The organism is Brevibacterium picturae, from assembly GCF_900105045.1.
Classification (GTDB): domain Bacteria; phylum Actinomycetota; class Actinomycetes; order Actinomycetales; family Brevibacteriaceae; genus Brevibacterium; species Brevibacterium picturae.
This window is the reverse complement of the sequence record NZ_LT629739.1, coordinates 793721-818022: the sequence shown is the minus strand read 5'-3', so window position 1 is coordinate 818022 and position 24302 is coordinate 793721. Positions and strand designations below refer to the sequence as shown.

Here is a 24302-nt window from a genome sequence, read left to right as displayed (position 1 = left end):
GCGTGAGTGCCCGTTGGGAGCACAACACGTGAGGTATCACCGGGTGTCTGCTGTGGATGTCTCGCCGGCGAATGCTTCCAGCGCCTGTCCAGCGAGGCGGAAGGTCTCCCACTCGTCCTGAGCCTTCGCGCCCAGTGAGCGGTAGAACCCGATCGAGGGCTCGTTCCACTTGAGGACGCACCATTCGAGTCGGGTCAGGCCGCGCTCCTGACAGATCTGGGCCAAGCGTCCCAGCAGCGCCTTACCTGCCCCGTTGCCGCGATGATCGGGGTCGACGAACAGATCCTCGAGCCAGATCCCGTTCTTTCCCGTCCATGTGGAGAACGAGTAGAACCAGATCGCGATGCCGATGATCTGCCCATCCACCTCGGCGATGAGTCCGTAGGTGTTCGGACGCCCATCGCTGGGGAACATCACCGCAGCGAAGTCGTCCTCGGTGGCCTCGACCGCATCTGGTTCCTTCTCGTACACGGCCAGGGCATGGACCAGTCGGAGGATGTCCGGCAGATCGTTCTTCGTCGCCTCGCGGATATTCGCCTCGCGCACATTCATGAGGTCATGGTCTCCATTCGCTTCGGTTTCGCAGTACAGCATCGCAGAAGAAGGTTCGTCACAGTGCAGGATGCGTCACAGAACGTGGGTGCCGATCTTGTCCGGCAGCGCAGCGAGCTCATCGGCTGTGGGATCAGTAGGCGTATGCGGATCGGCTTCGGCATAGTAGGCGGCGAACGCCTCGGCGACGGTGTCGGTTGTCACTTCAGGATGAGCCTCACTGATCGACCCACCCGTGGCTGGGTCCCACTCGATTCCCAGAGCCGCCTCGACGTCGGTGAGGACGGCCCGGATGGGGTCAGGGTCCTCGACGATCACAGACGAGGAGAACAGCCAGGCACCGGAGACCACTCGCTGTGCCGTTCCGATCGCCTTGATCCGACCGGCCACGTTCACGCTGTGCTCACCGGGGCAGTATTCGCCGGGAATCTCGCCGAGGCGGGCGTCGACTCCGATGCCCCGCAGCACCTCGGCGTAATCCTGCCCGAAGCCGGAGAACCTGGCGGTCGTGTCCTTGATGAAGGTGTCGCTGGGTTCGATGTGGTCGATGACCAATGATCCTCGGTGGTAGGCGGCGGCGCGACCGCCGAGGCTGCGCAGAGCCGGCGTGAAACCGTGGTCGCGCGCCGCTTCGATGGCCGAGGGGAACCCAGGGAGGAAGCGATCCCTGGCGCCGAACGCCACCGTCGGCGCCGGGCGATACATCCGCAGCGTCGCTCCGCGGCTCCCACGCTTGACCGAGTCGAGAAGGACTCGGGCGAAGGCGAGCTCCTCGATCGGGCCCAGCCCTGTGGTCGCGACTGCTGACATGGCCGTATTCGTTGTGTGCACGCAATCAAGAGTAGAGGATCAGGCATCCGTGAGAAGAGATCCGGTCAGTTCCAAGAGATATGTCAGTCGCGGAAGATATTGTAGGTCTGTGAGTATGTTGACGACTACAGGACATCGACTTCCCGGAGCCCCTGGCCGGTTGGTCGCCGAGACCGCCGCCTGGGGCGCACTGATCGTACTCGTGGCGATCAGCTACGTCGTGGCGGGCACCAGCGGATTCTTCGCCACGATCGGTGGGCGGGCCTTCACCGCAATGGCTGAGAGTCTTGGAGCGGGAGGCTTCGACAACCAGCTGGGAAGTCTGTCTCTGCTCATTGTCTTCGTCCTGGCCGGAGCCGGACTGTTCATTCCGCAGAAGGTCCTCGCGACCAAAGGACCGGCCGTGCGGAAACTCGCATTGAGCATTGCCGCCGTCGTCGAGGCAGGTCTGCTCATCGTCCTCAGTCTCGCGCCGAGCGCCTGGCTGACCTGGGTCACCGCACTGTTCCTCGGGGCCGTCGTCGGCCTCCTGATGAGCATCAATCCCTTCACGAACGAAAAGCCCTGGCGCCGCGTCGGCATCCCCGCAGCAATACTCGTCTTCGTCTCCTTCGCCTTCCAGATCATGGGCGGCCCTGCTGCCGGCGCCCAGGCATTGGGCTGGATGAGCCTCTTGGTGGGCATCGCCATGGCCGTCGGAGCCGTGATCATCTTCCTCACTCCTGAGCGCGCTCTGCACGCCGAGGCTGCGACCACCGGTTCATTCCCCTCGAGCAAGGGGCGCGTGGCCAGACCTGCCGCGACCATTCCGAATCCTTGGGTCTGCATTGCCTTGTTCGCGGTTCTGGGAACCACGGTCATCCTGGCGCAGCCGACCGCCGTCGAACACAGCTTCGGCCAAGCGGGCTTCGCCCTCATGATTGCGTGCTGCCTGGTGGGATGGGCCATCGGATTCGAAATGGGGCCCACCTTCGCCCCCGGAATGTCGAGGCCGCGGGTTTCCGCCTTCGCACTGACCGTGTCCGGAATCCTGCTGCTCGCCACCGGTGCCATCAGTGAGCTCTCCGGCAAGGTCGTCCTATCGGCAGTCATCGCCTTCCTCGTCGGAATCGGTGTGCGCTCACAGCCCTACGATTTCTCTCGGCGGATAGGAGCCGTCGGCGGCGCGGTCATCGCCCTCATCCTCAGCGCCATCGACTTCGGCATCACGATCCCGGTCGGCTCGGCGATGGAATGGCTGCTGGCCCCCAGCGACGTCGCATTCGGGATCATGGGATTGGCCGCTCTGATCGCCGGAATCATCGGACTCTTCATCTTTGACCCGCACGGCCTACAGGGACTGTCCGTCGACATCGTGCACGGATTCCGCCCGCCCAGCTCGGTTGAGAACGGCGCGAACGGCGGCATCGGCACCTCTGCGGAACGCCTGGGAGCCGGTTTCTTCATCGCCATCGAAGGCGGCGACGGTTCAGGTAAGAGCACACAGATCAAACGGATCTCACAGACCCTGGCCGACGAGGGTCACAACGTCGAATCGACGCGCGAACCGGGCGGAACCGAACTGGGGCGCCAGATCCGTTCTGTGCTCTTCGACTCCGAACCGCCCAGCCCCCGCACCGAGGCGCTGCTCTTCGCCGCTGATCGCGCCCACCACGTGGCGTCCCTCGTCGATCCGAGCCTCGACGGTGGGAACATCGTCATCACCGACCGGTACATCGATTCGACGATCGCCTACCAGGCCGCGGGTCGCAATTTCGACCCGAAGACCATCCTGGCGCTGAGCAAATGGGCAACTCAGGGACTCGTGCCGCACCTGACGATCGTCCTCGACATCGATCCCGAGACCGCCGCAGCGCGGATGGGCAAGCGCGGTGAGAGCAACTACCTCGACGAGGAGAATCAACAGTTCCACCAGCGGGTCCGTCAGACCTACCTGAGCCGAGCGCACAAGGAGCCCGACCGTTACGTCGTTCTCGACGCGTCGGTGGCCGAGGACGAACTGACCGCCGAAATCCTCACCGCCATCCGCACCCGTCTGCCGGCGCAGGTGGGCGGCAGCGGGTCCACGTCCGCAGCCGATGCCGGAATTGTCGCCGGTGCCCCAACCGACGCCGAGGCGGCCGGAAGTCATCCGTCTTCGGCTGCCGTTGGCGAAGCGTCCGAGTACGCAGGCGAGCTGTTCGAGGGATCGGAGGAGAGCCCTTCGTCCGCGACCTCGGAGAGGGCCCACGAGACGAATAAGAGCGCATCGAACACCGAGGAGGAGGTGACCCCCGAACCCGGAGTCCGTTTCGTTCCAGCCTCGAGCGAACGGTTCATCCCGCAGTCCGCTGATCGCCGCGAATCCGAAGAACGCAATGACGGAGTCGAGACAGAGAGAGTCGACCTCGGCGCTGACCTGCGACAGCCGGACGAGCAGGTTGAGGACCAACCCGAACGGTCAGATGGTCAGAATCTGCTGGGCACAAATGACGGTTCGGATGAGGCAGATGAGGTCATATCCGATGATGAAGCCGCCACCACGGTGCTTCCTGCCAATGCAAGCGAAGCCGAGTCCGAGCCTGATACAGACTCTGAGACCGATACAGAGGCCGAGTCCGAGACCGATACAGAGTCCGAGGCCGAGTCCGACGAGGATGCGGCCACCACGGTGATGCCGGCCCGCGGAGTCACGCCGAGTGCACCCTTGGCAGACGACGACGGTGATGAAGACGCTGTGCCGACGAATGAGATCGCAGCGCCCGACTCGGAGGAAGCAGAAACCCGTGTGGTCGAGCAGGTCGACCGCCGCGGGGAGGACGGGACGCCATCGAGGGACGAGACTCAGCCAGAAGGCGGGACCCATGCGGTTGACGATGATGCTGCGACAACGGTCCTGCCTGTGCGTAGCGCCCGGCAGATGAGCCGGGAGCGGCTTCAGGCCCAGGCAGAGATCGAACGTCAAGCCCGGGAGCGGCTGCGCAAACAGCGTGAACGCAACCATCAGCGCTTCAACAACCCGGAAGGTCACTGAGTGAGCGTCTTCAATGAGCTCGTTGGTCAGAATGACGTCGTCACCCAGCTCAAGTCCGCCCTGCAGTCGCCGGGAGCGATGACCCACGCTTGGCTCTTCACCGGACCTCCGGGGTCCGGACGATCCAATGCGGCACGAGCTTTTGCCGCCGCGCTGATCTCCGGCGGTGAAGAGACCGATGATGTCACCGCGCGGGTACTCAAAGGCCATCACGAATCGCTGACGATCATGTCGACCCAGAAGTCGGTGATCGCCATAGACGAAGTGCGGGAACTGGTGACGAAAGCACAGTCAGCCCCGGTCAACTCGCCGTGGCGGGTCGTCATCATCGAAGACGCGGACCGGATGAGCGAGCGAACGGCCAACGTCCTGCTCAAGGCCATCGAGGAGCCGCCCCCTGCCACGGTGTGGCTGCTGTGCGCACCCAGCCCCATCGATGTGCTCACCACAATCCGCTCCCGGTGCCGCCCTGTTCGCCTGCGCATTCCGTCTCGGGACGCCGTCGCGCAGCTGCTCATCGAACGCGACCACGTCGACGAGGACAGGGCCAAATGGGCAGCCGCCGTGGCACAGAACCACATCGGCCGAGCCAAGTACATGGCACTCAACGAATCCGCCGGTGAGGAGCGCAAGCAGATACTCGCGATCCCCGGCAAACTGACCTCCGTCGGGGCAACGGTTCGCTTGGCGGGACGCATCGTCGACGAAGCAGCAGAGACCGCGAAGTCCCGCGTCGAAGAACGCAACGCTTCAGAGCGCAGCGATCTCATGGCGACCCTGGGCATCGAATCGGAGAAGTCCGTTCCACCCTCGGCGAGATCTCAGATCAAGAAGCTCGAAGAGGAACAGAAGCGCCGGTCAGTCCGGGCCCGCAACGACGAACTCGACCGGATCTTCCTCGAACTCATGAGCCTCTACCGCGACATCCTCATGCACCAGTTGGGCATCCGCGAAGGATGGATCAACGCCGGGGAAGTCGATCTCATCGCCGAGCAGTCGAACAGGGATGGACCCGATACGACTCTGCTGCGCATCGATGCCATCACCGAGGCGAGACGTCGACTGCAGACGAACATGTCGCCCGTGCTCATCGTCGAATCGGCGTTCGTGCTGCTGTCGAACCCCTGGTTGCTCGAAGACCGCACGGGAGCACTCTGAGAGCTCGGCCCTGTTTCGCCTAGTCTTCGGAGGTTCAGTCCTCGGCGAGGAGTTCGCCGACCAATGCAGTGGTGAGCTCGACTCGGCGGGGGATCCACACCTGCAGGGCATGCTCGGTCCTCGCATGCGATCCGCCGCCCACCGTGCCGAGCCCGTCAATGGTCGGAGTTCCGACCCCGGCAGTGAAGTTGCCGTCCGAGCCACCGCCGACGGCGACGGACCGCAACGGCGGGTGCCCGAGGTGAGCGCTGAGGCGCTGGGCGCGGGCGTAGAGACCTATCGCCATCTTCTCCTCCAGCGGTGCCCGATTGATCCCGCCTCTGACATCGACCTTCGCTCCGGCCACCGTGGGGGAGAGGGAGCTGAGGATCGCGTCGATGCGTTCCTGCTCCGCCACCGAAGCGGCACGCGAGTCGACACCGACTACAGCTCTGGCAGGAACCGTGTTCGTCGTTGAACCGCTGTGCATGACGGTGGGCACGACGGAGGTCCCGACTGACGGGTCGTGCAGCGCCGCAATCCTGACGACCTGGTTGGCCACCTCGATCGTGGCGTTGATGCCCTTCTCGGGTTCGACTCCCGCGTGGGCGGCCAGTCCGGTGATCTCGAGGGAGTAGATGGCGACGCCTTTGCGGGCGATCTTCACCGATCCGTCGGGCGCACCGCTTTCGAAGACCAACGACGCCTTGGCGCCACGGGCTTCGTCCTCGATGATCTGCCGTGAGCCGGGGGAGCCGAGCTCTTCGTCTCCGGTCATGAGGATGCTGACGCCATCGAGATTGCCGCGCTCTTCGCGCAGTCGCGCCATCGCATAGAGGGCGATGAGCAGGCCGCCCTTCATATCATCGGCCCCGGGCCCGCGCACGACTCCGTCAACGACCGAATAGGGGAAGTCTGCCAGGGTGCCGGTCGGCCACACTGTGTCATGATGTCCGATGAGCACGACCTTGCGAGGTCCGGTTCCGAAGCGCCACAGCACGTGCGGATGCGAATCGATTTCGATGATGTGGGGAGCCGCGCCCAGCAGGCCGGTCCCGATCCGAGAGACGAGCCGTGCGCTGCGGGCCAGGGAATCAGGGTCCTGCGAGAACGACTCACATTCGATGAGCGCTTGGAAATCGCTCATGAAGTCCTTCGAGTCGAACTCGACCACGTGCGTCACCCTTTTTCTCTGTTGGAATGTCTGCTCTGTTGGCTTGTCTGTCTCCACCAGGTTAGCTGGTGAGGTGTCGCACAGAGGTCAGGGCAGTGGAACTTCACCGCTCTCGGCGAAGATCTCTCACCTCGGCGTGGGGAATGAAACCGGCTGCGACATAGGTCGCAACCGCGCCGGTGTTCGCGCTTTCGGCTGCGACGGATGCCGCTGACGATCCCATTTGCTGCAGGTTCTTCGCAGCGGCGATCGCGATGGCCTTTCCGAATCCACGACCTTGGTGGTCGCGGTGGACCGCGACGGGTTCGAGGAGTCCGGGACGTGAGGGGCCGGCGGACCAGACCGTGGCCACAGCGACAGGCAGGCCGGAGTTGTCATATCCCAGCAGGTTCCGTGCGCGGGAAGAGAACGGGCCGGTCGACATCGTTCGCCAACGGCCGGTGAACTTTGCGGTGTCGTCCTTTGTGTACGGTGTGCCCCGGAACGCTGACCAGTGGATGGAGGTCCATGCCTCTGCGTCGCCGGCGCTTGCCGTCACGACTGTCATGTCCGGGGCCTCAACAGCTTGGCTCAGGTCGCGTTGCAGCGGCGTCCAAGGCTCATCGGTGGCCCACCCGCTTTCCGTCAGACGGTCGCAGAGTGCGGCTGCACCGCGGGCCTCGACAATGGCCGCGCCGTCCGCGAATACCCTGGCGTTCGGGGACTCAATGTCCGACTGGATGTCTCGCGCAAGAGAATCGTCGCGACGCAACGACGGGTGAACGGCCAGGCGAAGCAGATTCGCACCGTCCAACAAGCCGACGGCAAGGATGTCCCCTCCAGTTCGCCACACCCTCAGGTCGCGAGCAGTCGTCTCTGCACCCCGCAGTGAGTACCAGCCGAGGTCGCCCGGGTGCAGGTGGATCGGCGCGCCATCGGACTGCCACTGTCCGAGCGTGTTGCCGATCTCGGTCAGGTCTGAGGCTTGTGGAACCGTAAGCTGGGCCATGATGGTTCTGCCTCCTGAGCTGTGAGCGACGACCGCCGTGGAGCCCCGAAAATGTGAGATGGATAACTGTATGATCTTCGCTCAACGACGTCGCCCCTGCAAGCTTCCTGCCGACCGCCATGCCAGCGGTGATCGAGGCTGAGTCCTGTTGTTGCTCCTTTTGACCAAGAGTCCCGGCTTTGGCTAGAGTTAGCTCGGTTGCCGCCTTAGCTCAGTCGGTAGAGCGATTCACTCGTAATGAATAGGTCGGGAGTTCGATTCTCCCAGGCGGCTCGGCAATATCACCCCAGGTCATCGGCCTGGGGTGTTTGCGTTGCTGGCACCGTCCTCCTCTCCATGTGTGCCCCCGGTGTGCCCCGGGGTGTTCAATCGGTCTAATCCGGCTCGGTCAGCGACCGTTCCGAGATGCTGTACATACAGGTTCGTCGTGCTAATTGACGCGTGTCCGGCCCATGCCTGTACCGTCGCTGCATCCACTCCACGAGCCAGCCACAGACAAATTGCTGTGTGGCGCAGATCGTGGATGCGACGGGCCTTCGCACTTTGCTTCCAATGAGCCGCCTTCTTAAATCCGGAAGCATGAAGCCGTGCTCCGGTACTCGACGTGAACAGTGGGTCATCTCCGGCTTTGCCGTCTGCACAGGCTTCAACCAGACGCAGCACACGATCTGCGACCGGAACCGTGCGAGCCCGTCGCCCCTTCGTTGTCTTTACCGCAACTCCTTCCGGCGCAGCCCGACGAACGACTAATACGGGCACTGGGACACGCGAGAAGTCCGCAACGGTGATCGCACGCAGCTCCGACCAACGCAGACCTGTCCACGAGGCGATCAATACAAGATCCGCCGCACGCTCATCGAATTCACGGATCGTAGCAGCAACCTGTTCCAGTTCGGTCTCAGTCAGAGGCTTCATGCGGCCAGGCTCGGCATCCTTGCGCGGCACCTGACTTCCACTTACGGGGTTCGATTCGATGCATCGTTCAGAAACACACCACCCGAAGAAGCTCGCCAGGCTTGCCCTGAATCTGCGCACGCTAGCTTCTGCATACTTGCCGGACCAGGTGTTTAGTACCCGTTGTACATCTCGATCAGTTACTGAACCGACCGCGCGAGCTGTGAACGCTGCGGATAGTCGTTGAATCATCGCGGCATCAGTATGCGCCGTCGTTGTCGCCACAGTCTGCTTGCGCTCTTCGATCCACATTAGGAGTAATGAGCGAACCGGCTGCTTACGAGCTGCAAGGTCCACCGCACCAGCCAACGCGGCTTTCTGACGCTGTTCCCACGCCTTGGCCTCGCGCTGGGTGTTAAATGTAGCTCCATCGACATACCTTCGGCCCTGCTTCACGACAGCGCGCCACCGGCCTGATGGTTCTTTGCGTACAGCCATACTTAACGGCTCGCCTGTTCTTCAATCCATTTTTCTACGTCCATGCGCCGGTAGCGAGGGCTTGAGTCTCCCAACGCTACCCAACGCGGTCCTTTGCCAGATTGTCTCCAGCGACACAGTGTTGCAGAACTTGTCACCAGCCATTCGGCGACCTCTCTTGCAGTCAACAGACGTTCTTTAACTTGCGTTTCCACTGCCCTCTCCTCTGCGTTGTCGGCGATGCCAACTCCTCCGGGAGCTGCCGCCTGAAATCTTCGTACCTCAAATTTCAGTTGCCACTAAGAGACTGCCCGGAACGCCGCGAGTTGTTCCAGGTCATCATCCGAGGTGTACGGGAACCGCGCACGAACCAACCCCGAACTATCGGAGCGCACCCAACCAACTCCGGCTGTCGCGTACCCATTGCTTGGGGTCGCGGGAGCGATCTCGTGCGGACGAGCGCCCTCCTCCACAGCCCCCTGGCCGAGAAGCATCGTCACTTCCTCAGCACGTTCCAAACGCAAGGCGATCCGCCACCCGTATGAGTTCCGAGCCGACACGATCTCCTTGGTCACTTCCTGGGTGGCACTCACCACGATCACACCGAGGCTACGACCCTGGCGCAGAATTTCATCCAGATTGTTCGCGGCGGCCTTCGCCTGCTTACTGTCCATACCGCCGTACAAGCTCGGCAACTCATCAATCGCCAGGATGATTAGTGGATTCTCTTGTGACTGCACGAAGTCGCGTCCCTGGCCTCGGCGTTCCTTCATAAGGTCCCGTACAGTCTGTAGCATTTCAGCGATTGGTTCGGAATCGAATGCCACTGACTCAAATACAGACTCGACGGGGCCAGCGAACTCCGACATTTTGGGGTCACACCCATAGAACTTCATCGGTCGTCCTGACCGGATTTCGGGACCGATAATGCCCCAAATCGCTGACCCCTTTCCCGAGCCCGTAGCACCCGCAACCAGCGTATGGAAGCGGGGCCAATCGACATTGCGACCGTCCTCGTCTCGTGCACATGAACCTTTCGGTACAGCTGACCACGCCAGTTTCGATGCCAAGGGGTCGTCGAAGTATGCGCGCAGAGTAATGCTCGTCCCGAGGTCCCGCACCTCGAGTTCTTTGACTCCGAGAGTCCGTCCGAGATGGCCTCGGTGACTCTTTAGTCCGCTGAGTTCTCGGTCGTGGTTGAAGGTTCGGAGGAGCGCTGTCCACCCGCCATGCGCCGCCTCAACAGCATCAAGCTCAGGACCATTGTCGTCACCATCCACAAGCCCCGCGCGGTCAGCCAGATGAGGCCAGGCAATCCGCATGAACCAAGCGCTAATGATCGTACGAGGCCCGAACTGCCGCGCCCACTTCCAAGCCGAATGGACTTGAAGATAAACTCCACCAGCCCACAGCAGCCCGAGAAACGTGATCACGACCCAGCCAACCCCCGTGATGTTGCCAGTTGAGGTGAAGATGAACACGGGCAGTACCCACAGCCAGGAGAGGGCGCGGAGCGCCAGACGGCGTTTCCAATTGGTGATCATGATTCGCGGCTCCAACCCATTTTGCGAATACCGGATTTGAAGAATTCGGGTGCGGCGATCACCGCACCAATGAGGCACCCCACAGCGATGGACAGCCACGGGCTGTAGAGCTGTTCGAAGAATGCGGTCATCAAGTTCTTGGAGATGAGGGTGGCGATGCCCCATGCGACTCCGAAGAAGCAGCAAATGACGATGGGACGGTCGTTGAGCCACTTCCGAACAGCTTCACCGAGGCGGCGGAGTTCCGTGGGGACGTGGGTTCCCGCCTTCTTGGGGGTCTTGACTCTGGCGAGGAAGTTCGCCCAATAGCCCGCGATCTTTGCCAGAGCGACGACCGCGACGAGGGCGACGGCCTCGGCGTTGCCTTTCTCTCCGAGGTACATACCCAGGGCGACGAACGCAGCCACAAAGGCCGCGACAGCGAGCACGCGCCACAACGGGCTCTTCATCTCAACCGCGCTAAGGTCCAACCGCATTCGTTTCGGCGATTCCTCCTTCTCGCCTACTCGTGGGGGATCCGGAGGCAGCGGAGGAGGTGGGGGGATTGGATGGATGCCGCCTCCGACCCACGCATCCCGGTTGCCAGACTCTCCCTCGTGATCGTTCATGACGACACTCCGTCTGCAATTTCGTCCGTGGCCAGTCCTTCCGCAGCAGCGTCCGCCATGTCTTGAAGCGCGCGAGCACCGTAAATTTCCGCCCCTTCACAAGCCACAGCATGAATTTCACTCAAACGGCGCCGCACATCATTCACTTTGAAGTAGTCCAGGTCCGTTTGACCGAGCACGAATTGCGCGAGTCCTTCAAGCGCCTCATCGCGGAGGGACGTAGCAACATCATCAACGTCGACGTCACGATGTCGACCTTCATAGGTACTGATTTCGGCCAAAGCGCCAACAATGCGCCCAGCTTCACGCGGACTGATCCGAGGAATCTTCTTCCTCTCAAAAATTTCACTCACTGTCTTCTCCTATTTGGTGGTCTCTGAGGAGTTGTTCGAGTATTCGCGGGCGAGAGATCGCACGCACCCGCACGGCTCAGACTTGTCGTGGTGATAACCCCGGCACCGTTCATCCGGGCAGCCGCACACATCACCTCGCCAGGTTGTCTCTCCGAACCACCGACGTGCCCACTCAGCCTGAGTGACACCCGCGATACTCAAGACGGCTTTGGCTTCATCGTTGAGTTTCATACCATCACTCCGACTTTTCAGCCGCGCGACTCTGACGAGGGGGGGGTGCCTGCGGCGTTTACTCCATCTGCACTGAGACTGATTCCGGTTCGGCCATTGTTTTCCCAATGGCGCGCAATCAGACTGTCGAAATTCAGCGGAGTCAACGGCTCGAAACCGGGAGACGAAGGAGCTGCGACTTTCACGACTTCCACCGAAGATCGCCCTTCTTCGGGGCGAATGAGCGTTTCAACCGCCCACACTGGCAATCCGTTGCGTTCTTTCTGCTCACCAGTACCGAAAACCGCATCCGGCTCCGAACTGACGAACGTGATGGAACCCAGCCGGGTACTGTCGATAGGCATGACTTGCATTGCTGACTCCTAGGTTGATTGCGAGTACGCTTCTACCGTACACGTGATGTTCAAAGTAGACACGTGATGATTACTTTGAACATCATGGGAGACAGATGTGCGAAGGCTGAAAAGCGAAAGGTGTTCAACTCGTACACTGTATGTATGGCCGAATGGAGTGGGGCACGATTGCGCGAGCTGGTTGAACGTTTGGATCACCAGCTGTCGCGACTTGAGCGTGCGCGGATTATGGATGAGCAAGAAGATATATTCGAGCTCAAGGAGATGTTCAGCGCGCCACCTGAGCAGCGATACGGCGAGGCTGTCGAACTTATCTCGGAATTGCGAACGGAAGTTGAACTAGTTCAAGATCAGCTTGTGACAGCTTGGCTAAAATCTGGGGGAGCCGTCGCAACGCTCGCTCGTGTCGGTGATCTAAATCGTGGCACCTTAATCAAGAAGAAGAAATCGATTGACGAGGAATCTCAATGACGAGCGCGCGCACCGACCGGAAAAATGGCCAAGCCGTGCTACTGAAGGTCTACCGAATTTGCCTTAGCTGAACTCTCCATGTCCTCATCTGAATAGACAATAGTCTCAGCAACCATTGGATCGCGGCGGTTCTCGAACTCAACGAACCCGGACTTTACTTCGCTGTCACCTTCACACTCAAGTGACGCATAGAACGGTGTAGTTGTATCCGGGTGCAATAGGTCTCTACCCTCGCGCACTTCGCCATGAACCTTGCAGGCTTTGCCTAGTACCCCATGTTCGATCCCCATAGGCGTGTTCCCCACATCTGGAAGGTTCTCTTCCAGGAACGCGTCGCCAGCGCTTTCATCCTCTTGCTCTGAGTACTTTTCAAGCGCCCACTTGGCGAGGTCTGCGGGATCCTCTGGAGGCTCGCTGGCACCACACGATGACAAGCCCACGAGGACCCCTGCCAGAAGCAACAACGAAGCCGTTTTTCGCATCAGTCGAGACCCTTCGGCTAAGCACTAAGTTTGAAGTTCTTATAGCACTGTATCCCATGAAATATCGCAGGTGTGCAGTACAGCTTGATCAGACCGGGCCCAAACTGTTGTGAAGCAGTCCTGACACGCCAAGTTTGCGGCCAATTCGAGTCCGGCTGAGGTACTGCTGTCGCTTCATCCAGTGATCTGTAATTATGTCCTCGCTCTTCAGCTCGTTCTCACACTCCTTATGATCGCCAGTAATGATTGATTCACCACATCGTGTGCACCGAGCAGCTTCCCCTTCCTCGGGCTTCGGTGGCTCTTCCAATCCACCCAGGCGTTTCGCCGCCGCTCTCCTATAATCAATGAGCTTCCGCTCTTTCCCGGTCAAATTTCCCGCGCGTCTATTCGGGGCCGCTGTCCACTCGATGCCCTGCTTATCGAGCCAAGTGCGCAGAGCTTCTGCTCCACGGTTCTCAGCCACATCGAGAATCTCCCAGGCTCGATTTTTGATGCAGTTCCAGGCGTTGGACGGGATGCTGCACACAGTATCGTCCTCGGTTCCTACTTCCTCGGCGGCGACATCTTCATCTGTCAATTCCTGCTCATCAAGACCGAATTGTTCGCGGAGCCCCTTAGCCCAGGTGAGCGCACGATGTCCGGGAGCCGTGCGCTGCCACTCCTTCCAAATCGCAACGTCATGACGCCACATTCTCTGACTCGCCTCGTCTTCGGACGCTTCAGCATCTAGGAAATCACGCCCGATCTGGAACGGAGTCCGGTTCTCCCCACGCGCCCGCTTCTGCGCACCCTGAGCCACTTCTCGGGAAAGCCCTTGCAGATCGCCCCCGAGCTTGGAGAGGTACTTGCCGAGGTTCCCGACGTCTCCTCCTTGAGAGATTTGCACGTCAACGCCATAACCAGGCAGAGCAGTGAACCTCTTCTTGTGCTTTTTTGTTGCTTTCAGACCTGATTCCCACCGGTCATAGATGCGCTCTCCCAAAACTATCGCGTCTTCCGGAGTGCCCTTGTACGCAATCACGGTGTGCAAGTGAACGTGCCAACCGTTCTTTCCATGCGTGACCTCGACCGCCTTAACCCAGCCGGGGATCTCGTAGTGCTTCTTATCTGCCAACCACGCTTTGCCTCCGGTAACTCGATGCCAACCGCGGCTTACTGCTGACCACACTTCGGCCAGAGTGTCTTCAGCTGAGTGGCGCACCGTGAGAGTGACCAGCGCAAGATCATAGCCAGCCTCACGCACGTTCTCGAGGACAGTTCCGAGTTCTTCAGCCCGACGGGCGGCGATCTTGGCCGCACACACCGGGCAGAGCCAGATGCTCCCGCAGGTGGACAACCCGGCGAAGCCCGCCCGACGCCCTGCCTCCGATTCGGTGAGACGAACACCCACGCCCGATACGGAACACGCCCGAGTACCGCAGAGCTGAACATATTTACGGTGCGCATACTTGCGGAGGCCCTGCCGAAAACGGAACTTCTCCGCGCGTGTCTGCTGCCGTTTTGAATGAGGCTCAGCGGACTCGGGCGCTCTGGGGTGAAAAGTTGTTCCCGATTTACCGAGTGGTCGACGCTGGCGCCGTGATCCGTTGCGTCGCAAGCGACGGACGTTCCCGTCGCCAGCGTCGACGGCAACACCGACGGCGTCCTCCGCTGACGCACGAATCGACGGCCGGTGTCGGTGGAGTTCGCTATATTTGTTGGGTGCAGATGACTGCATTCATCTGTAGGTGCTGGGGCTTGTGCCCCCGGCGTGCCCCGAGATCGAATCCAGCGGTCTCGGGGCTTTACCTTGCAACGTTTGTAACTGCCGAAACGACTACTTATCTAGCAGTCGTCGCCCTCGTAATGAATAGGTCGCGAGTTCGATTCTCGCAGGCGGCTCGGCAACGAATCCCTGTGCCCGGTGGCATCACACCGGCACAGGGGTTTTCTCGTCTGTGGGTCCCGACGTCCGCTGGTGTCGAAGTCAGTCACCTCCGCTGGTCGCGAAGTCAGTGACGACTGCGCACTGCTCGAGCCGCGTGGAGAACTCCGGTCTGTACCATAGTCGTCCGGCCAGGAGCCGGCGACGGGCCCAAGTGGTCGCTCCTGCCCGTTCGAGTCCGCGCTCACGCCGCCATAATTCGAAGTGTGGGCTCGTGCGCTGACCGTGTTGACCATCACACAGAACTGGTATTGAATAGGAACGTGAATGTTACTGAACGATCGCTCAGTTGCTGAGACTGAGCGATCGTCGTTGACGTAGCCTCGGCTGAGAACACGACTGTGATCGTCGGCCGTTCCCTAGGACTGTGAGGAACAGATGAGCGAAGCGTACATCTACGACGCAGTGCGCACACCGCGCGGCAAGAACCGTGATGGTGCCCTGCACAGCGTCAAACCAATCGATCTCGTGACAGGGCTCATCGATGCCCTTCGCGAACGCAACCCGGACCTCGACGACAAGACGATCGATGACCTGGTCTTGGGTGTCGTCTCACCCGTCGGTGAACAGGGCGGAGACATCGCTCGGACAGCAGCACTCGTGGCCGGCCTCGATGAATCCGTCGCCGGATCACAGGTCAACCGCTTCTGCGGATCCGGTCTCGAAGCAGTCAACATCGCGGCACAGAAAGTCGGCAGCGGCTTCGAGAATCTCGTCCTCGCCGGCGGTGTCGAATCGATGTCCCGCGTACCCCTCGGATCCGACGGAGGCGCTTGGGCGCAGGATCCGACGACGAACTACGACACGTACTTCGTCCCCCAGGGCATCGGTGCCGACCTCATCGCCACCACCGAGGACATCAGCCGCACCGACGTCGATGAGTTTGCTGCCGAGTCCCAGAAGCGTGCCGCCAACGCATGGGACAACGGCTACTTCGAGAAGTCAGTCGTTCCCGTCAAGGACATCAACGGCGTGACCCTGCTCGACACCGACGAGCACATGCGCCCGGGCTCCACAGCAGAATCCCTGGCCAAGCTGCCCCCGGCCTTCACCAAGGTCGCCGCCCAGGCCGGCTTCGACGAGGTGGCGCTCCAGAAGTACCACTGGGTCGAAGAGATCGACCACGTCCACACCGCAGCGAACTCCTCCGGAATCGTCGACGGGGCCAGCCTCGTCGTCATCGGCGACGCCGAGGTGGGGCAGACGATGAACATGAAGCCGCGGGCTCGCATCATCTCCACCGCCGTGACCGGATCCGAACCGACCATCATGCTCACTGGCCCCGTCCCCGCCACGCAGAAGGCGCTGGACAAGGCGGGCCTGACCGTTGACGACATCGACCTGTTCGAGCTCAACGAGGCCTTCGCCGCAGTGGTCCTGAAATGGATGAAGGACCTCAATATCCCCCACGACAAGGTCAACGTCAACGGCGGAGCAATCGCCATGGGCCACCCTCTCGGAGCCACCGGCGCCATGATCCTCGGGACCGTCCTCGACGAACTCGAACGCCGCGACCTCAAGCGTGGACTCGTCACGCTGTGCATCGGCGGCGGCATGGGCATTGCGACGATCATCGAAAGGGTCTGACATGACGAACACTGAAACGACTGCAACCGAGTACTCCCGCTCCACCGACTCTGACGGAATCGTCACCGTCGTCATCGACGATCCGAACGCCAAAGTCAACACCATGAACGACCACTTCAGGGATGCTTTCGAAAGCACCGTGGACTGGCTCGAGGCCAACGTCGACGACATCACCGGCGTCGTCATCACCTCGGCGAAGAAGACCTTCTTCGCAGGTGGGGACCTCAACAAGCTGCGCACCGCCGACCCTGAGAACTCGGCCGACGAAGCAGCGCAGACCAACCATATGAAGTCGATCCTGCGCCGCCTCGAAACATTGGGCAAGCCCGTCTCCGCGGCCATCAACGGTGCCGCCCTGGGCGGAGGCCTCGAAGTCGCTCTGGCCACGCATCACCGGGTTGCCGCACAGGATGTCTCCAGCCTGCGCGTGGGATTCCCCGAAGTCTCCCTGGGCCTCCTTCCCGGTGGCGGCGGCGTCGCCCGAACAGTGCGTCTGCTCGGAATCCAGGATGCCCTGCAGAAGGCCATTCTGCCCTCGACGAAGTTCAAGGCATCCGACGCGCTGGATTTGGGTCTCGTCGACGAACTCGCCCCCGCAGCCGATCTCGAAGACCGTGCCAAGGCCTGGATCAAGGCCAACCCGGAGGCCGCGCAGCCCTGGGACGTCAAGGGCTTCAAGCTCCCCGGCGGATCACCGACCTCACCATCACTGGGCGCGATGCTGCCCGCGTTGCCGGCACTCCTACGACGCCAGACCAAGGGCGCACCGATGCCCGCCCCACGTGCGGCGGTCGCCGCCGCCGTCGAAGGTGCCTACGTCGACATCGACACGGCCCTGGACGTCGAGACCCGCTACTTCATCCACCTCACCCACACCCCGGTGGCGAAGAACATGATCAAGGCGTTCTTCTTCGACCTCGGCCACATCAACTCGGGAGGATCGCGCCCCGACGGCTTCGAACCTCGTCAGGTGAAGAAGCTCGGCGTCCTGGGCGCCGGAATGATGGGCGCCGGGATCGCCTACACCGCAGCGAAAGCCGGCATCGAGGTCGTCCTCAAGGACGTCGAGATCGAAGCCGCGGACAAGGGCAAGGCCTACGCGCGCCAACGTGAGGAATCGGCCCTGGCCAAGGGCAAGACGACGGCGGAGAAATCCAAGGCCGTCCTCGATCGGATCACCCCGAGCGCCTCGGTCGATGACTTCGCCGGAGTCGACTTCGTCATCGAAGCCGTCTTCGAGTCCGTGCCCGTCAAACAGCAGGTCTTCACAGAGATTCAGGACGTCGTCGACTCCGACGCAGTGCTGGGCTCCAACACCTCTACCCTGCCGATCACGGAACTGGCCACCGGTGTGAAGCGCGATACCGACTTCATCGGCATCCATTTCTTCTCACCCGCGGACAAGATGCCCCTGGTCGAGATCATCCGCGGTGACAACACCTCGGATGAGACCCTGGCGCGCACCTTCGATCTCGTCCAGCAGATCAAGAAGACCCCGGTCGTCGTCACCGATTCTCGCGGATTCTTCACCTCCCGTGTGATCGGAACCTTCATCGCCGAGGCGGTCGCCGCCGTCGGTGAGGGTGTGGAGCCGGCAACGGTGGAACAGGCGGCACTGCAGGCCGGCTACCCGACCGGTGCCCTGCAGCTGCTCGATGAGCTGACGCTGACGCTGTCGCAGAACATCCGGAAGGAGACCGAGGAGGCGATCGAAGCCGCAGGAGGAAAGCGGGAGAGCCACCCCTCCGACGAGGTCTTCGACTGGATGGTCGAACAGGGTCGCACCGGACGCAAGGACGGACGCGGCTTCTACGACTACGACGAGAACGGCAAGCGCACCAAGCTGTGGACCGGTGTGCGCGAGAAGTTCAACTCCGGTTCGACGACGCAGCCCTTCGCAGACCTGCAGGAGCGGATGCTCTTCGCCGAGTCCATCGAGACCATCAAGTGCCTCGACGAGGGGGTGCTCACCTCGGTGCCGGATGCGAACATCGGTTCGATCTTCGGCATCGGCTTCCCCGCCTGGACCGGTGGCGTGCTCCAGTACGTCAACCAGTACGAAGGCGGCCTGACCGGCTTCGTCGAACGTGCCAAGGAACTCGCCGCGACCTACGGTGATCGGTTCACCCCGCCGGCTTCGCTCGTCGAGCGTGCGAAGTCGAACGACACCTACGAGTAGGAACTGCACGCAGGAATAGGTCGGCGGCCTTTCGGTGTTCATCAGCTATCCACTGATGACTACCGGAAGGCCGCCGTTATGCGTGCAGCAGTCTACGACCAGTACACCGACGACTTCGACGACATCACGGTCCGTGACGTCGAGGACCCGAAGGTTCCGCCGGCATCCGTGCTCATCGAGGTCCGCGCCGCTGGCGTCAATCCCGTCGACTGGAAACTCGTGGGCGGTCACCTCGATCCCATCATGCCCGTCCAGTTCCCCGTCACTCCAGGCTGGGATGTCGCCGGAGTCGTCATCGGGCTCGGTTTCGACACCCCGGAATTCTCCATCGGCGATGAGGTCATCGCCTACGCCCGCAAGGATGTGCTCGGCGCGGGCACCTTCGCCGAGAAGGTCGCGGTGCCGGTCCACGCGGTCACCGCCAAGCCGAAGAGCCTGAGCTGGGAGCAGGCGGGCGGACTGCCGCTGGCCGGTGGCACCGCCCTGCGCACCCTCGAAGCGCTGGGCGACATCGCCGGAAGGACGGTCCTCGTCCACGGCGCATCCGGGGGAGTGGGCAGCTTCGCAGTGCAGATCGCGAAGGCCCTCGGTGCCAGAGTCATCGGCACCGCGTCCGAGGCCAACCACGAGTACCTGCGCACGCTCGGCGCAGAGCCGGTCACCTACGGAGAAGGACTGGCCGACCGCGTCCTCGAACGCGCAGACGGCCCGATTGACGGCGTCGTCGACTTCGTCGGAGAGATGCTCGATACGACCCTCGCGGTGCTGGGGGACGGTGGAGCCCACGCCTCTGTCGCAGACCCCTCAGTGGCCGAGCACGGCGGACGCTACATCTGGGTGCGCCCCTACGGCGCCGAGACCGCGCGCCTGGTCGAGCTCGTCGACTCGGGCAAGCTCACGGTCGAAGTGGCGCAGACGTTCAGCCTCGACCATGTGCCCGAGGCGTTCAGGACCAGCGCGGAAGGGCACACGCGAGGAAAACTCGTCATCGTCCCCTGATGTCACGCGGCTGTCTGAAACGTCAGCCGATACCCAGCGCGGTCACGCGATCCCCAGTGCCGCCCGCGCCGCTGCGCGCAATTCGACCCCGACCACCTCGGCGCTTGAACGTCTGGCCTGGTACGGGGTCGAATTGATCATGCCGAAGACGGCATGCACCCGGACCGTGGCCGCATCGAGCGTCCAGCCCGGATTGGCACGTGCCACGACCTCGGCCCAGTGGCTGACATAGCTTCTCTGCAGGTGACGCACCGTGCGTCGGGAGGTCTCCGGCAGCGCAGCGAGGTCGCGATCCTGAATCCGGATCAGCTCCGGCTCGCTCATTGCGAAGGCGACATGGAAGTCGATGAGCTCGTCCAGCGCCGAGGCGGGCGCGTCGTTCTCGCGACGAGTGATGATCTCGTCCCCACCCGAGTTCAGATACTCCGAGATTCCGACGAGAAGCTCCTCGAGGACCGCTTCCTTCGACTCGAAATGGCGATAGACCGCCGGGGCCGAGATCCCAGCGCCCTTGCCCAGGTCATCGAGGCGGACACCGTGGAATCCATGCTGAGCATAGAGTGTCTTCGCCACCTCGAGAAGCTGTTCGCGCCGCGCGGCCTTAGCCGCGGCCCGCCCGGTTGCCACGGATGCAGCGTGGGTTTGTCCCGCGGACTCAGCCCGGGGCGTTCCCGCTGCAGGCGCCGCACTCTTCGGCTCCATGCCCATCACCTCACATCTTCGGTTCGGCCGCTCATCGGCCTTGGGTCGATCGCTTCTCGACCGTGCGCGTTGTCACAATGGCCTTTGAGCAGTATCATAGCAGTCAGTTAACAAATATTAACTGAAATGGGGAGTGGAATGAGAGCAGTGGGAACTGCGGTCAGTCCGGCAACGGGGCAGGCGAACGCCGAGGCCCATGCCGAACTCATCGCTGAACTCCGGGAGCGGATCCGGGCCACGGCCCTGGGCGGACCCGAAAAATCCAGGCAGCGCCACATCGACCGCGGCAAGCTGCTTCCACGCGAGCGCGTCGAGAATCTCCTCGACCCAGGCACAGCGTTCCTCGAACTCTCTCCGCTGGCGGCCAACGACATGTACGACGATGCCAGTCCCGGAGCGGGAATCATCACCGGCATCGGTCGCGTCAACGGACGCGAATGCGTCATCGTGGCCAACGACGCCACGGCCAAGGGCGGGACCTACTATCCCGTGACGGTGAAGAAGCACCTGCGGGCCCAGGAGATCGCGAAGGAGAACAGCCTTCCCTGCATCTACCTCGTCGATTCCGGCGGAGCCAATCTGCCCAACCAGGACGACGTGTTCCCCGACCGTGAGCACTTCGGCCGGATCTTCTTCAACCAGGCCACGCTCTCGGCCGCAGGCATCCCGCAACTGGCGGCTGTGCTCGGTTCCTGCACCGCCGGTGGTGCCTACGTGCCGGCGATGGCCGACGAGTCGATCATCGTCAGCGATCAGGGCACGATCTTCCTCGGCGGCCCACCTCTGGTCAAGGCCGCCACCGGAGAGGAAGTCAGTGCAGAGGACCTCGGCGGCGGAGCACTCCACTCACGCGTCTCCGGCGTCACCGACCACCTCGCGGCCAATGACCCCCACGCCCTGGAGATCATGCGCGACATCGTCTCCACACTCGGGCCCAAGCCACAGCCGAACTGGGATGTCGTCGAAACCCGGGAGCCCCTGCACTCACCTGAGGAACTCACCTCGGTGGTGCCCGTCGACTCGAGGACTCCCTACGACGTCCACGAGGTCATCGCCCGCCTCGTCGACGGTTCGGAATTCCACGAATTCAAGGCCGAATACGGCACCACCCTCGTCACCGGCTTCGCCCACCTCGACGGACACCCGGTGGGAATCGTGGCGAACAACGGCATCCTCTTCGGCGAATCCGCGCAGAAGGGTGCCCACTTCATCGAACTCTGCGATCAGCGCAGCGTGCCGTTGATCTTCCTGCAGAATATCTCCGGCTTCATGGTCGGACGTGACTATGAGGCCGGCGGCATCGCCAAACACGGAGCGAAGATGGTCAATGCCGTCGCCACCGCCCGCGTGCCCAAGTTCACCGTCGTCATCGGCGGATCATTCGGTGCCGGCAACTACTCGATGTGCGGACGCGCCTACTCACCCCGCTTTTTGTGGATGTGGCCCAACGCCCGCATCTCCGTCATGGGCGGCGAACAGGCCGCCAGCGTGCTCTCGACGGTCAAGCGTGACCAGATCGAGGGCCGCGGTGAGACCTGGAGTGCTGAAGAGGAAGACACCTTCAAGCAGCCGGTCCGCGACCAGTACGAGGCCCAGGGCAACCCCTACTACTCGACGGCCAGACTCTGGGACGACGGAATCATCGAACCCACCGACACCCGCCAGGTGCTGTCCCTGGCGCTCGAACTCGCCCGTTTCGGACCGATGGAACGCCCGCTGAACGCCAGCGGCTACGGCGTTTTCAGAATGTGAGCCCATCCATGTTCAACACAGTACTCATCGCCAACCGCGGCGAAATCGCACTCCGTGTCATCCGCACCTGCCGCCGACTGGGCATCAGAACCGTCGCCGTGTACTCCGATGCCGACGCCCATGCCGCCCACGTCAAGGCTGCCGACATCGCCGTGCACCTGGGCCCGGCACAGGCTTCCGAGTCCTACCTGCGCATCGACAAGGTCATCGCCGCTGCCCAGTCCACCAAGGCTCAGGCCATCCACCCCGGCTACGGCTTCCTGTCCGAGAACGCTGACTTCTCTGCGGCTTGTGACACCGCAGGAATCGTCTTCCTGGGCCCAGGTGCCGAAGCCATTCGCACCATGGGCGACAAGATCACCGCGAAGAACGCCGTCTCCCAGCGAGGTGTTCCCTTGGTGCCCGGCACCAAGGATGCGGCCATGTCGAACGAATCGCTGGTCACTGCGGCCGATGACATCGGCTTCCCGGTGCTCATCAAACCCTCCGCCGGTGGTGGAGGCAAGGGCATGCACTCCGTCTTCGACCCCGCTGACCTGCCCACGGCCCTCGACACTGCCCGCCGTGAGGCCGCGAGTTCCTTCGGCGACGACACGCTGTTCCTCGAACGCCTCGTCGCGACCCCGCGTCACATCGAGGTCCAGGTCATGGCCGATGCGCACGGCAATGTCATCCACCTCGGCGAACGTGAATGCTCCCTGCAGCGCCGCCACCAGAAGGTCATCGAGGAAGCACCCTCGGCACTGCTCGACGAGGCAACCCGGGCACGGATCGGCCAAGCAGCCTGCGAAACCGCGAAGTCCGTGGGATACCGCGGGGCCGGAACCGTCGAATTCATCGTCGGCGCCGACCGCCCCGACGAGTTCTTCTTCATGGAGATGAACACCCGGCTGCAGGTCGAGCATCCGGTGACCGAAGAGGTCACAGGCATCGACCTCGTCGAGCTGCAGCTGCGCGTCGGAGCAGGTGAAGAGCTGTCACTGAGCCAGGACGACATCACCATGACCGGTCATTCGATCGAGGCGCGCATCTACGCAGAGGACCCCTCCCGCGGATTCCTGCCCACTGGCGGTCGGGCCCTCGACGTCGTCTTCCCCGAAGGCGAAGGCATCCGCGTCGATGCCGGACTCGAAGCCGGACAGACGATCGCTTCGGACTACGATCCGATGATCGCCAAACTCATCGTCCACGCCCCCGACCGGGCTGCGGCGATCGCACGTCTCGATGCCGCGCTTGCCGCCTCGGCGGTGCCAGGAATCGTGACGAACATCGATTTCCTGCGCACTCTCATCGGCCTCGACGAGGTGGTCTCTGGCAACCTCGACACCTCACTTATCGACCGCCTCGACGAGGACCAGCTCGCCCACACAGCGAGCGAGATCGACCGACAGATCGCAGCCGCTGCCGTGCTCGTCACCGGAGGCAGGGCTGGAACCGATCTGACCGGAGCGATCACGGCAGCACACCTGCCGCAGAACTCAGGCACCGCCTCGGCGTGGGGGAAGCCTTCTGCCTGGCGGACCTCTCGTCCCGACTTCCGACCTATCGTGGAGTTGAGCTCCGGGGGAGACGTCGCCAAAGTCGAAACTATCGTCGTCGACGTCACGATTGATGACGACGGCCTGTGGCATGCCCTCGTCGACGGAGTGCAGCACACGGCCCGCGTGTTCTCCGACGCTCGCGATCGCAGCATCTGGATCAGCAGCGACCGCGGCGTATTCGCCTTCACCCGGCCCCAGGCTGATACGTCCCTGACCCCGGGCCTCGACGGCGCCGAGGTGCTCGCCCCGATGCCCGGATCCGTCGTCGCGGTCAGGGTCGAGTCCGGAGACCACGTCGAACAGGGCGATCCGATCGTCGTCGTCGAAGCGATGAAGATGGAACACGTGCTCACCGCACCGGCGGCGGGCATCGTCACCGTCACCGCAGTTCAGGGCGTCCAGGTCGGACTCGACGAGGTGCTCGCCACCGTCGTCGACGAAGCCGCCGCAGGAGCAGCCTCTGCCGACGCGGGCGCCGACACAAGCACAGCAGCACAAACAGCCAAGTGACCACGCACCACACTGACC

Annotated in this window: 21 protein-coding genes and 1 tRNA gene; 9 read left to right on the top strand and 13 right to left on the bottom strand. The window is 62.4% G+C overall.

The features are described from left to right. Positions 1-36 precede the first annotated feature (36 nt). Together BLT92_RS03855 and BLT92_RS03850 are read right to left on the bottom strand one after the other, a co-directional pair. The gene (locus tag BLT92_RS03855; RefSeq protein WP_092108759.1) at positions 37-552 is read right to left on the bottom strand and encodes a GNAT family N-acetyltransferase; all 516 of its coding nucleotides are present in this window, start codon (positions 550-552) and stop codon (positions 37-39) included. Positions 553-627: 75 nt separating this feature from the next. Next, positions 628-1362, bottom strand: a complete 735-nt coding sequence (locus tag BLT92_RS03850) for a lipoate--protein ligase family protein (RefSeq protein WP_231939009.1) — start codon at positions 1360-1362, stop codon at positions 628-630. Positions 1363-1477: 115 nt separating this feature from the next. On the opposite strand from BLT92_RS03850, the gene tmk reads away from it, so the two are divergent. After that, complete coding sequence (gene tmk, locus BLT92_RS03845; protein WP_231939008.1) at positions 1478-4375, top strand: dTMP kinase; 2898 nt, start codon at positions 1478-1480, stop codon at positions 4373-4375. Continuing rightward, on the top strand, positions 4376-5533 hold the full coding sequence (locus BLT92_RS03840; RefSeq protein WP_092103329.1) for a DNA polymerase III subunit delta': 1158 nt from the start codon (positions 4376-4378) through the stop codon (positions 5531-5533). Between the two features lie 34 nt (positions 5534-5567). Here the strand turns inward: BLT92_RS03840 and BLT92_RS03835 are convergent, their stop codons facing one another. Further along, positions 5568-6659 (bottom strand): M20/M25/M40 family metallo-hydrolase, encoded by a 1092-nt coding sequence (locus BLT92_RS03835; protein WP_231939007.1) that lies wholly within the window; start codon positions 6657-6659, stop codon positions 5568-5570. A gap of 130 nt (positions 6660-6789) precedes the next feature. Then, the gene (locus tag BLT92_RS03830) at positions 6790-7674 is read right to left on the bottom strand and encodes a GNAT family N-acetyltransferase (protein ID WP_092103325.1); all 885 of its coding nucleotides are present in this window, start codon (positions 7672-7674) and stop codon (positions 6790-6792) included. Positions 7675-7874: 200 nt separating this feature from the next. On the opposite strand from BLT92_RS03830, the gene BLT92_RS03825 reads away from it, so the two are divergent. After that, positions 7875-7947, top strand: a tRNA-Thr gene (locus BLT92_RS03825). An 18-nt stretch (positions 7948-7965) separates the two neighbouring features. On the opposite strand, the gene BLT92_RS03820 is transcribed toward BLT92_RS03825, so the two are convergent. The 6 genes from BLT92_RS03820 to BLT92_RS20330 form a co-directional block, all read right to left on the bottom strand. Beyond that, positions 7966-9066: a tyrosine-type recombinase/integrase gene (locus tag BLT92_RS03820; protein ID WP_092103323.1), complete on the bottom strand. Its 1101-nt coding sequence runs from the start codon at positions 9064-9066 to the stop codon at positions 7966-7968. A gap of 2 nt (positions 9067-9068) precedes the next feature. Then, positions 9069-9260 carry a helix-turn-helix transcriptional regulator gene (locus tag BLT92_RS21095; protein ID WP_092103320.1) on the bottom strand — a complete coding sequence of 64 codons (192 nt, stop codon included), beginning with the start codon at positions 9258-9260 and terminating at the stop codon, positions 9069-9071. An 84-nt stretch (positions 9261-9344) separates the two neighbouring features. Next, positions 9345-10589 (bottom strand): FtsK/SpoIIIE domain-containing protein, encoded by a 1245-nt coding sequence (locus tag BLT92_RS03810; protein WP_157691314.1) that lies wholly within the window; start codon positions 10587-10589, stop codon positions 9345-9347. Next, complete coding sequence (locus BLT92_RS20340) at positions 10586-11065, bottom strand: hypothetical protein (RefSeq protein WP_096168510.1); 480 nt, start codon at positions 11063-11065, stop codon at positions 10586-10588. Before BLT92_RS20340 ends, BLT92_RS03810 begins: the two co-directional genes overlap by 4 nt. Positions 11066-11193: 128 nt before the next feature. Further along, a complete protein-coding gene (locus BLT92_RS20335; RefSeq protein WP_114384629.1) occupies positions 11194-11550 on the bottom strand; it encodes a hypothetical protein in 357 nt (118 codons plus the stop codon). Between the two features lie 248 nt (positions 11551-11798). Beyond that, positions 11799-12134: a hypothetical protein gene (locus BLT92_RS20330; protein ID WP_157691313.1), complete on the bottom strand. Its 336-nt coding sequence runs from the start codon at positions 12132-12134 to the stop codon at positions 11799-11801. 144 nt (positions 12135-12278) lie between these two features. On the opposite strand from BLT92_RS20330, the gene BLT92_RS03795 reads away from it, so the two are divergent. Next, entirely contained in the window at positions 12279-12605 is a 327-nt protein-coding gene (locus BLT92_RS03795) for a hypothetical protein (protein ID WP_114384628.1), read from the top strand. A gap of 38 nt (positions 12606-12643) precedes the next feature. On the opposite strand, the gene BLT92_RS03790 is transcribed toward BLT92_RS03795, so the two are convergent. Together BLT92_RS03790 and BLT92_RS03785 are read right to left on the bottom strand one after the other, a co-directional pair. Then, complete coding sequence (locus tag BLT92_RS03790; protein ID WP_092103310.1) at positions 12644-13087, bottom strand: hypothetical protein; 444 nt, start codon at positions 13085-13087, stop codon at positions 12644-12646. Positions 13088-13175: 88 nt separating this feature from the next. After that, the gene (locus BLT92_RS03785; RefSeq protein ID WP_231939006.1) at positions 13176-14807 is read right to left on the bottom strand and encodes a protein rep; all 1632 of its coding nucleotides are present in this window, start codon (positions 14805-14807) and stop codon (positions 13176-13178) included. Between the two features lie 585 nt (positions 14808-15392). On the opposite strand from BLT92_RS03785, the gene BLT92_RS03780 reads away from it, so the two are divergent. The 3 genes from BLT92_RS03780 (at position 15393) to BLT92_RS03770 (ending at position 19779) form a co-directional block, all read left to right on the top strand. Next, positions 15393-16601 (top strand): acetyl-CoA C-acetyltransferase, encoded by a 1209-nt coding sequence (locus BLT92_RS03780; RefSeq protein WP_092103306.1) that lies wholly within the window; start codon positions 15393-15395, stop codon positions 16599-16601. A 1-nt stretch (position 16602) separates the two neighbouring features. Continuing rightward, complete coding sequence (locus tag BLT92_RS03775; RefSeq protein WP_092103304.1) at positions 16603-18780, top strand: 3-hydroxyacyl-CoA dehydrogenase NAD-binding domain-containing protein; 2178 nt, start codon at positions 16603-16605, stop codon at positions 18778-18780. Positions 18781-18858: 78 nt separating this feature from the next. After that, the gene (locus tag BLT92_RS03770; RefSeq protein WP_092103302.1) at positions 18859-19779 is read left to right on the top strand and encodes an NADP-dependent oxidoreductase; all 921 of its coding nucleotides are present in this window, start codon (positions 18859-18861) and stop codon (positions 19777-19779) included. Between the two features lie 42 nt (positions 19780-19821). On the opposite strand, the gene BLT92_RS03765 is transcribed toward BLT92_RS03770, so the two are convergent. Next, the gene (locus BLT92_RS03765) at positions 19822-20481 is read right to left on the bottom strand and encodes a TetR/AcrR family transcriptional regulator (protein WP_231939005.1); all 660 of its coding nucleotides are present in this window, start codon (positions 20479-20481) and stop codon (positions 19822-19824) included. Between the two features lie 138 nt (positions 20482-20619). Between BLT92_RS03765 and BLT92_RS03760 the strand changes: the two genes are divergently transcribed. Then, on the top strand, positions 20620-22233 hold the full coding sequence (locus BLT92_RS03760) for a carboxyl transferase domain-containing protein (protein WP_092103300.1): 1614 nt from the start codon (positions 20620-20622) through the stop codon (positions 22231-22233). An 8-nt stretch (positions 22234-22241) separates the two neighbouring features. Further along, positions 22242-24284 (top strand): acetyl/propionyl/methylcrotonyl-CoA carboxylase subunit alpha, encoded by a 2043-nt coding sequence (locus tag BLT92_RS03755; RefSeq protein ID WP_092103298.1) that lies wholly within the window; start codon positions 22242-22244, stop codon positions 24282-24284. The last annotated feature ends 18 nt before the right edge of the window (positions 24285-24302 follow it).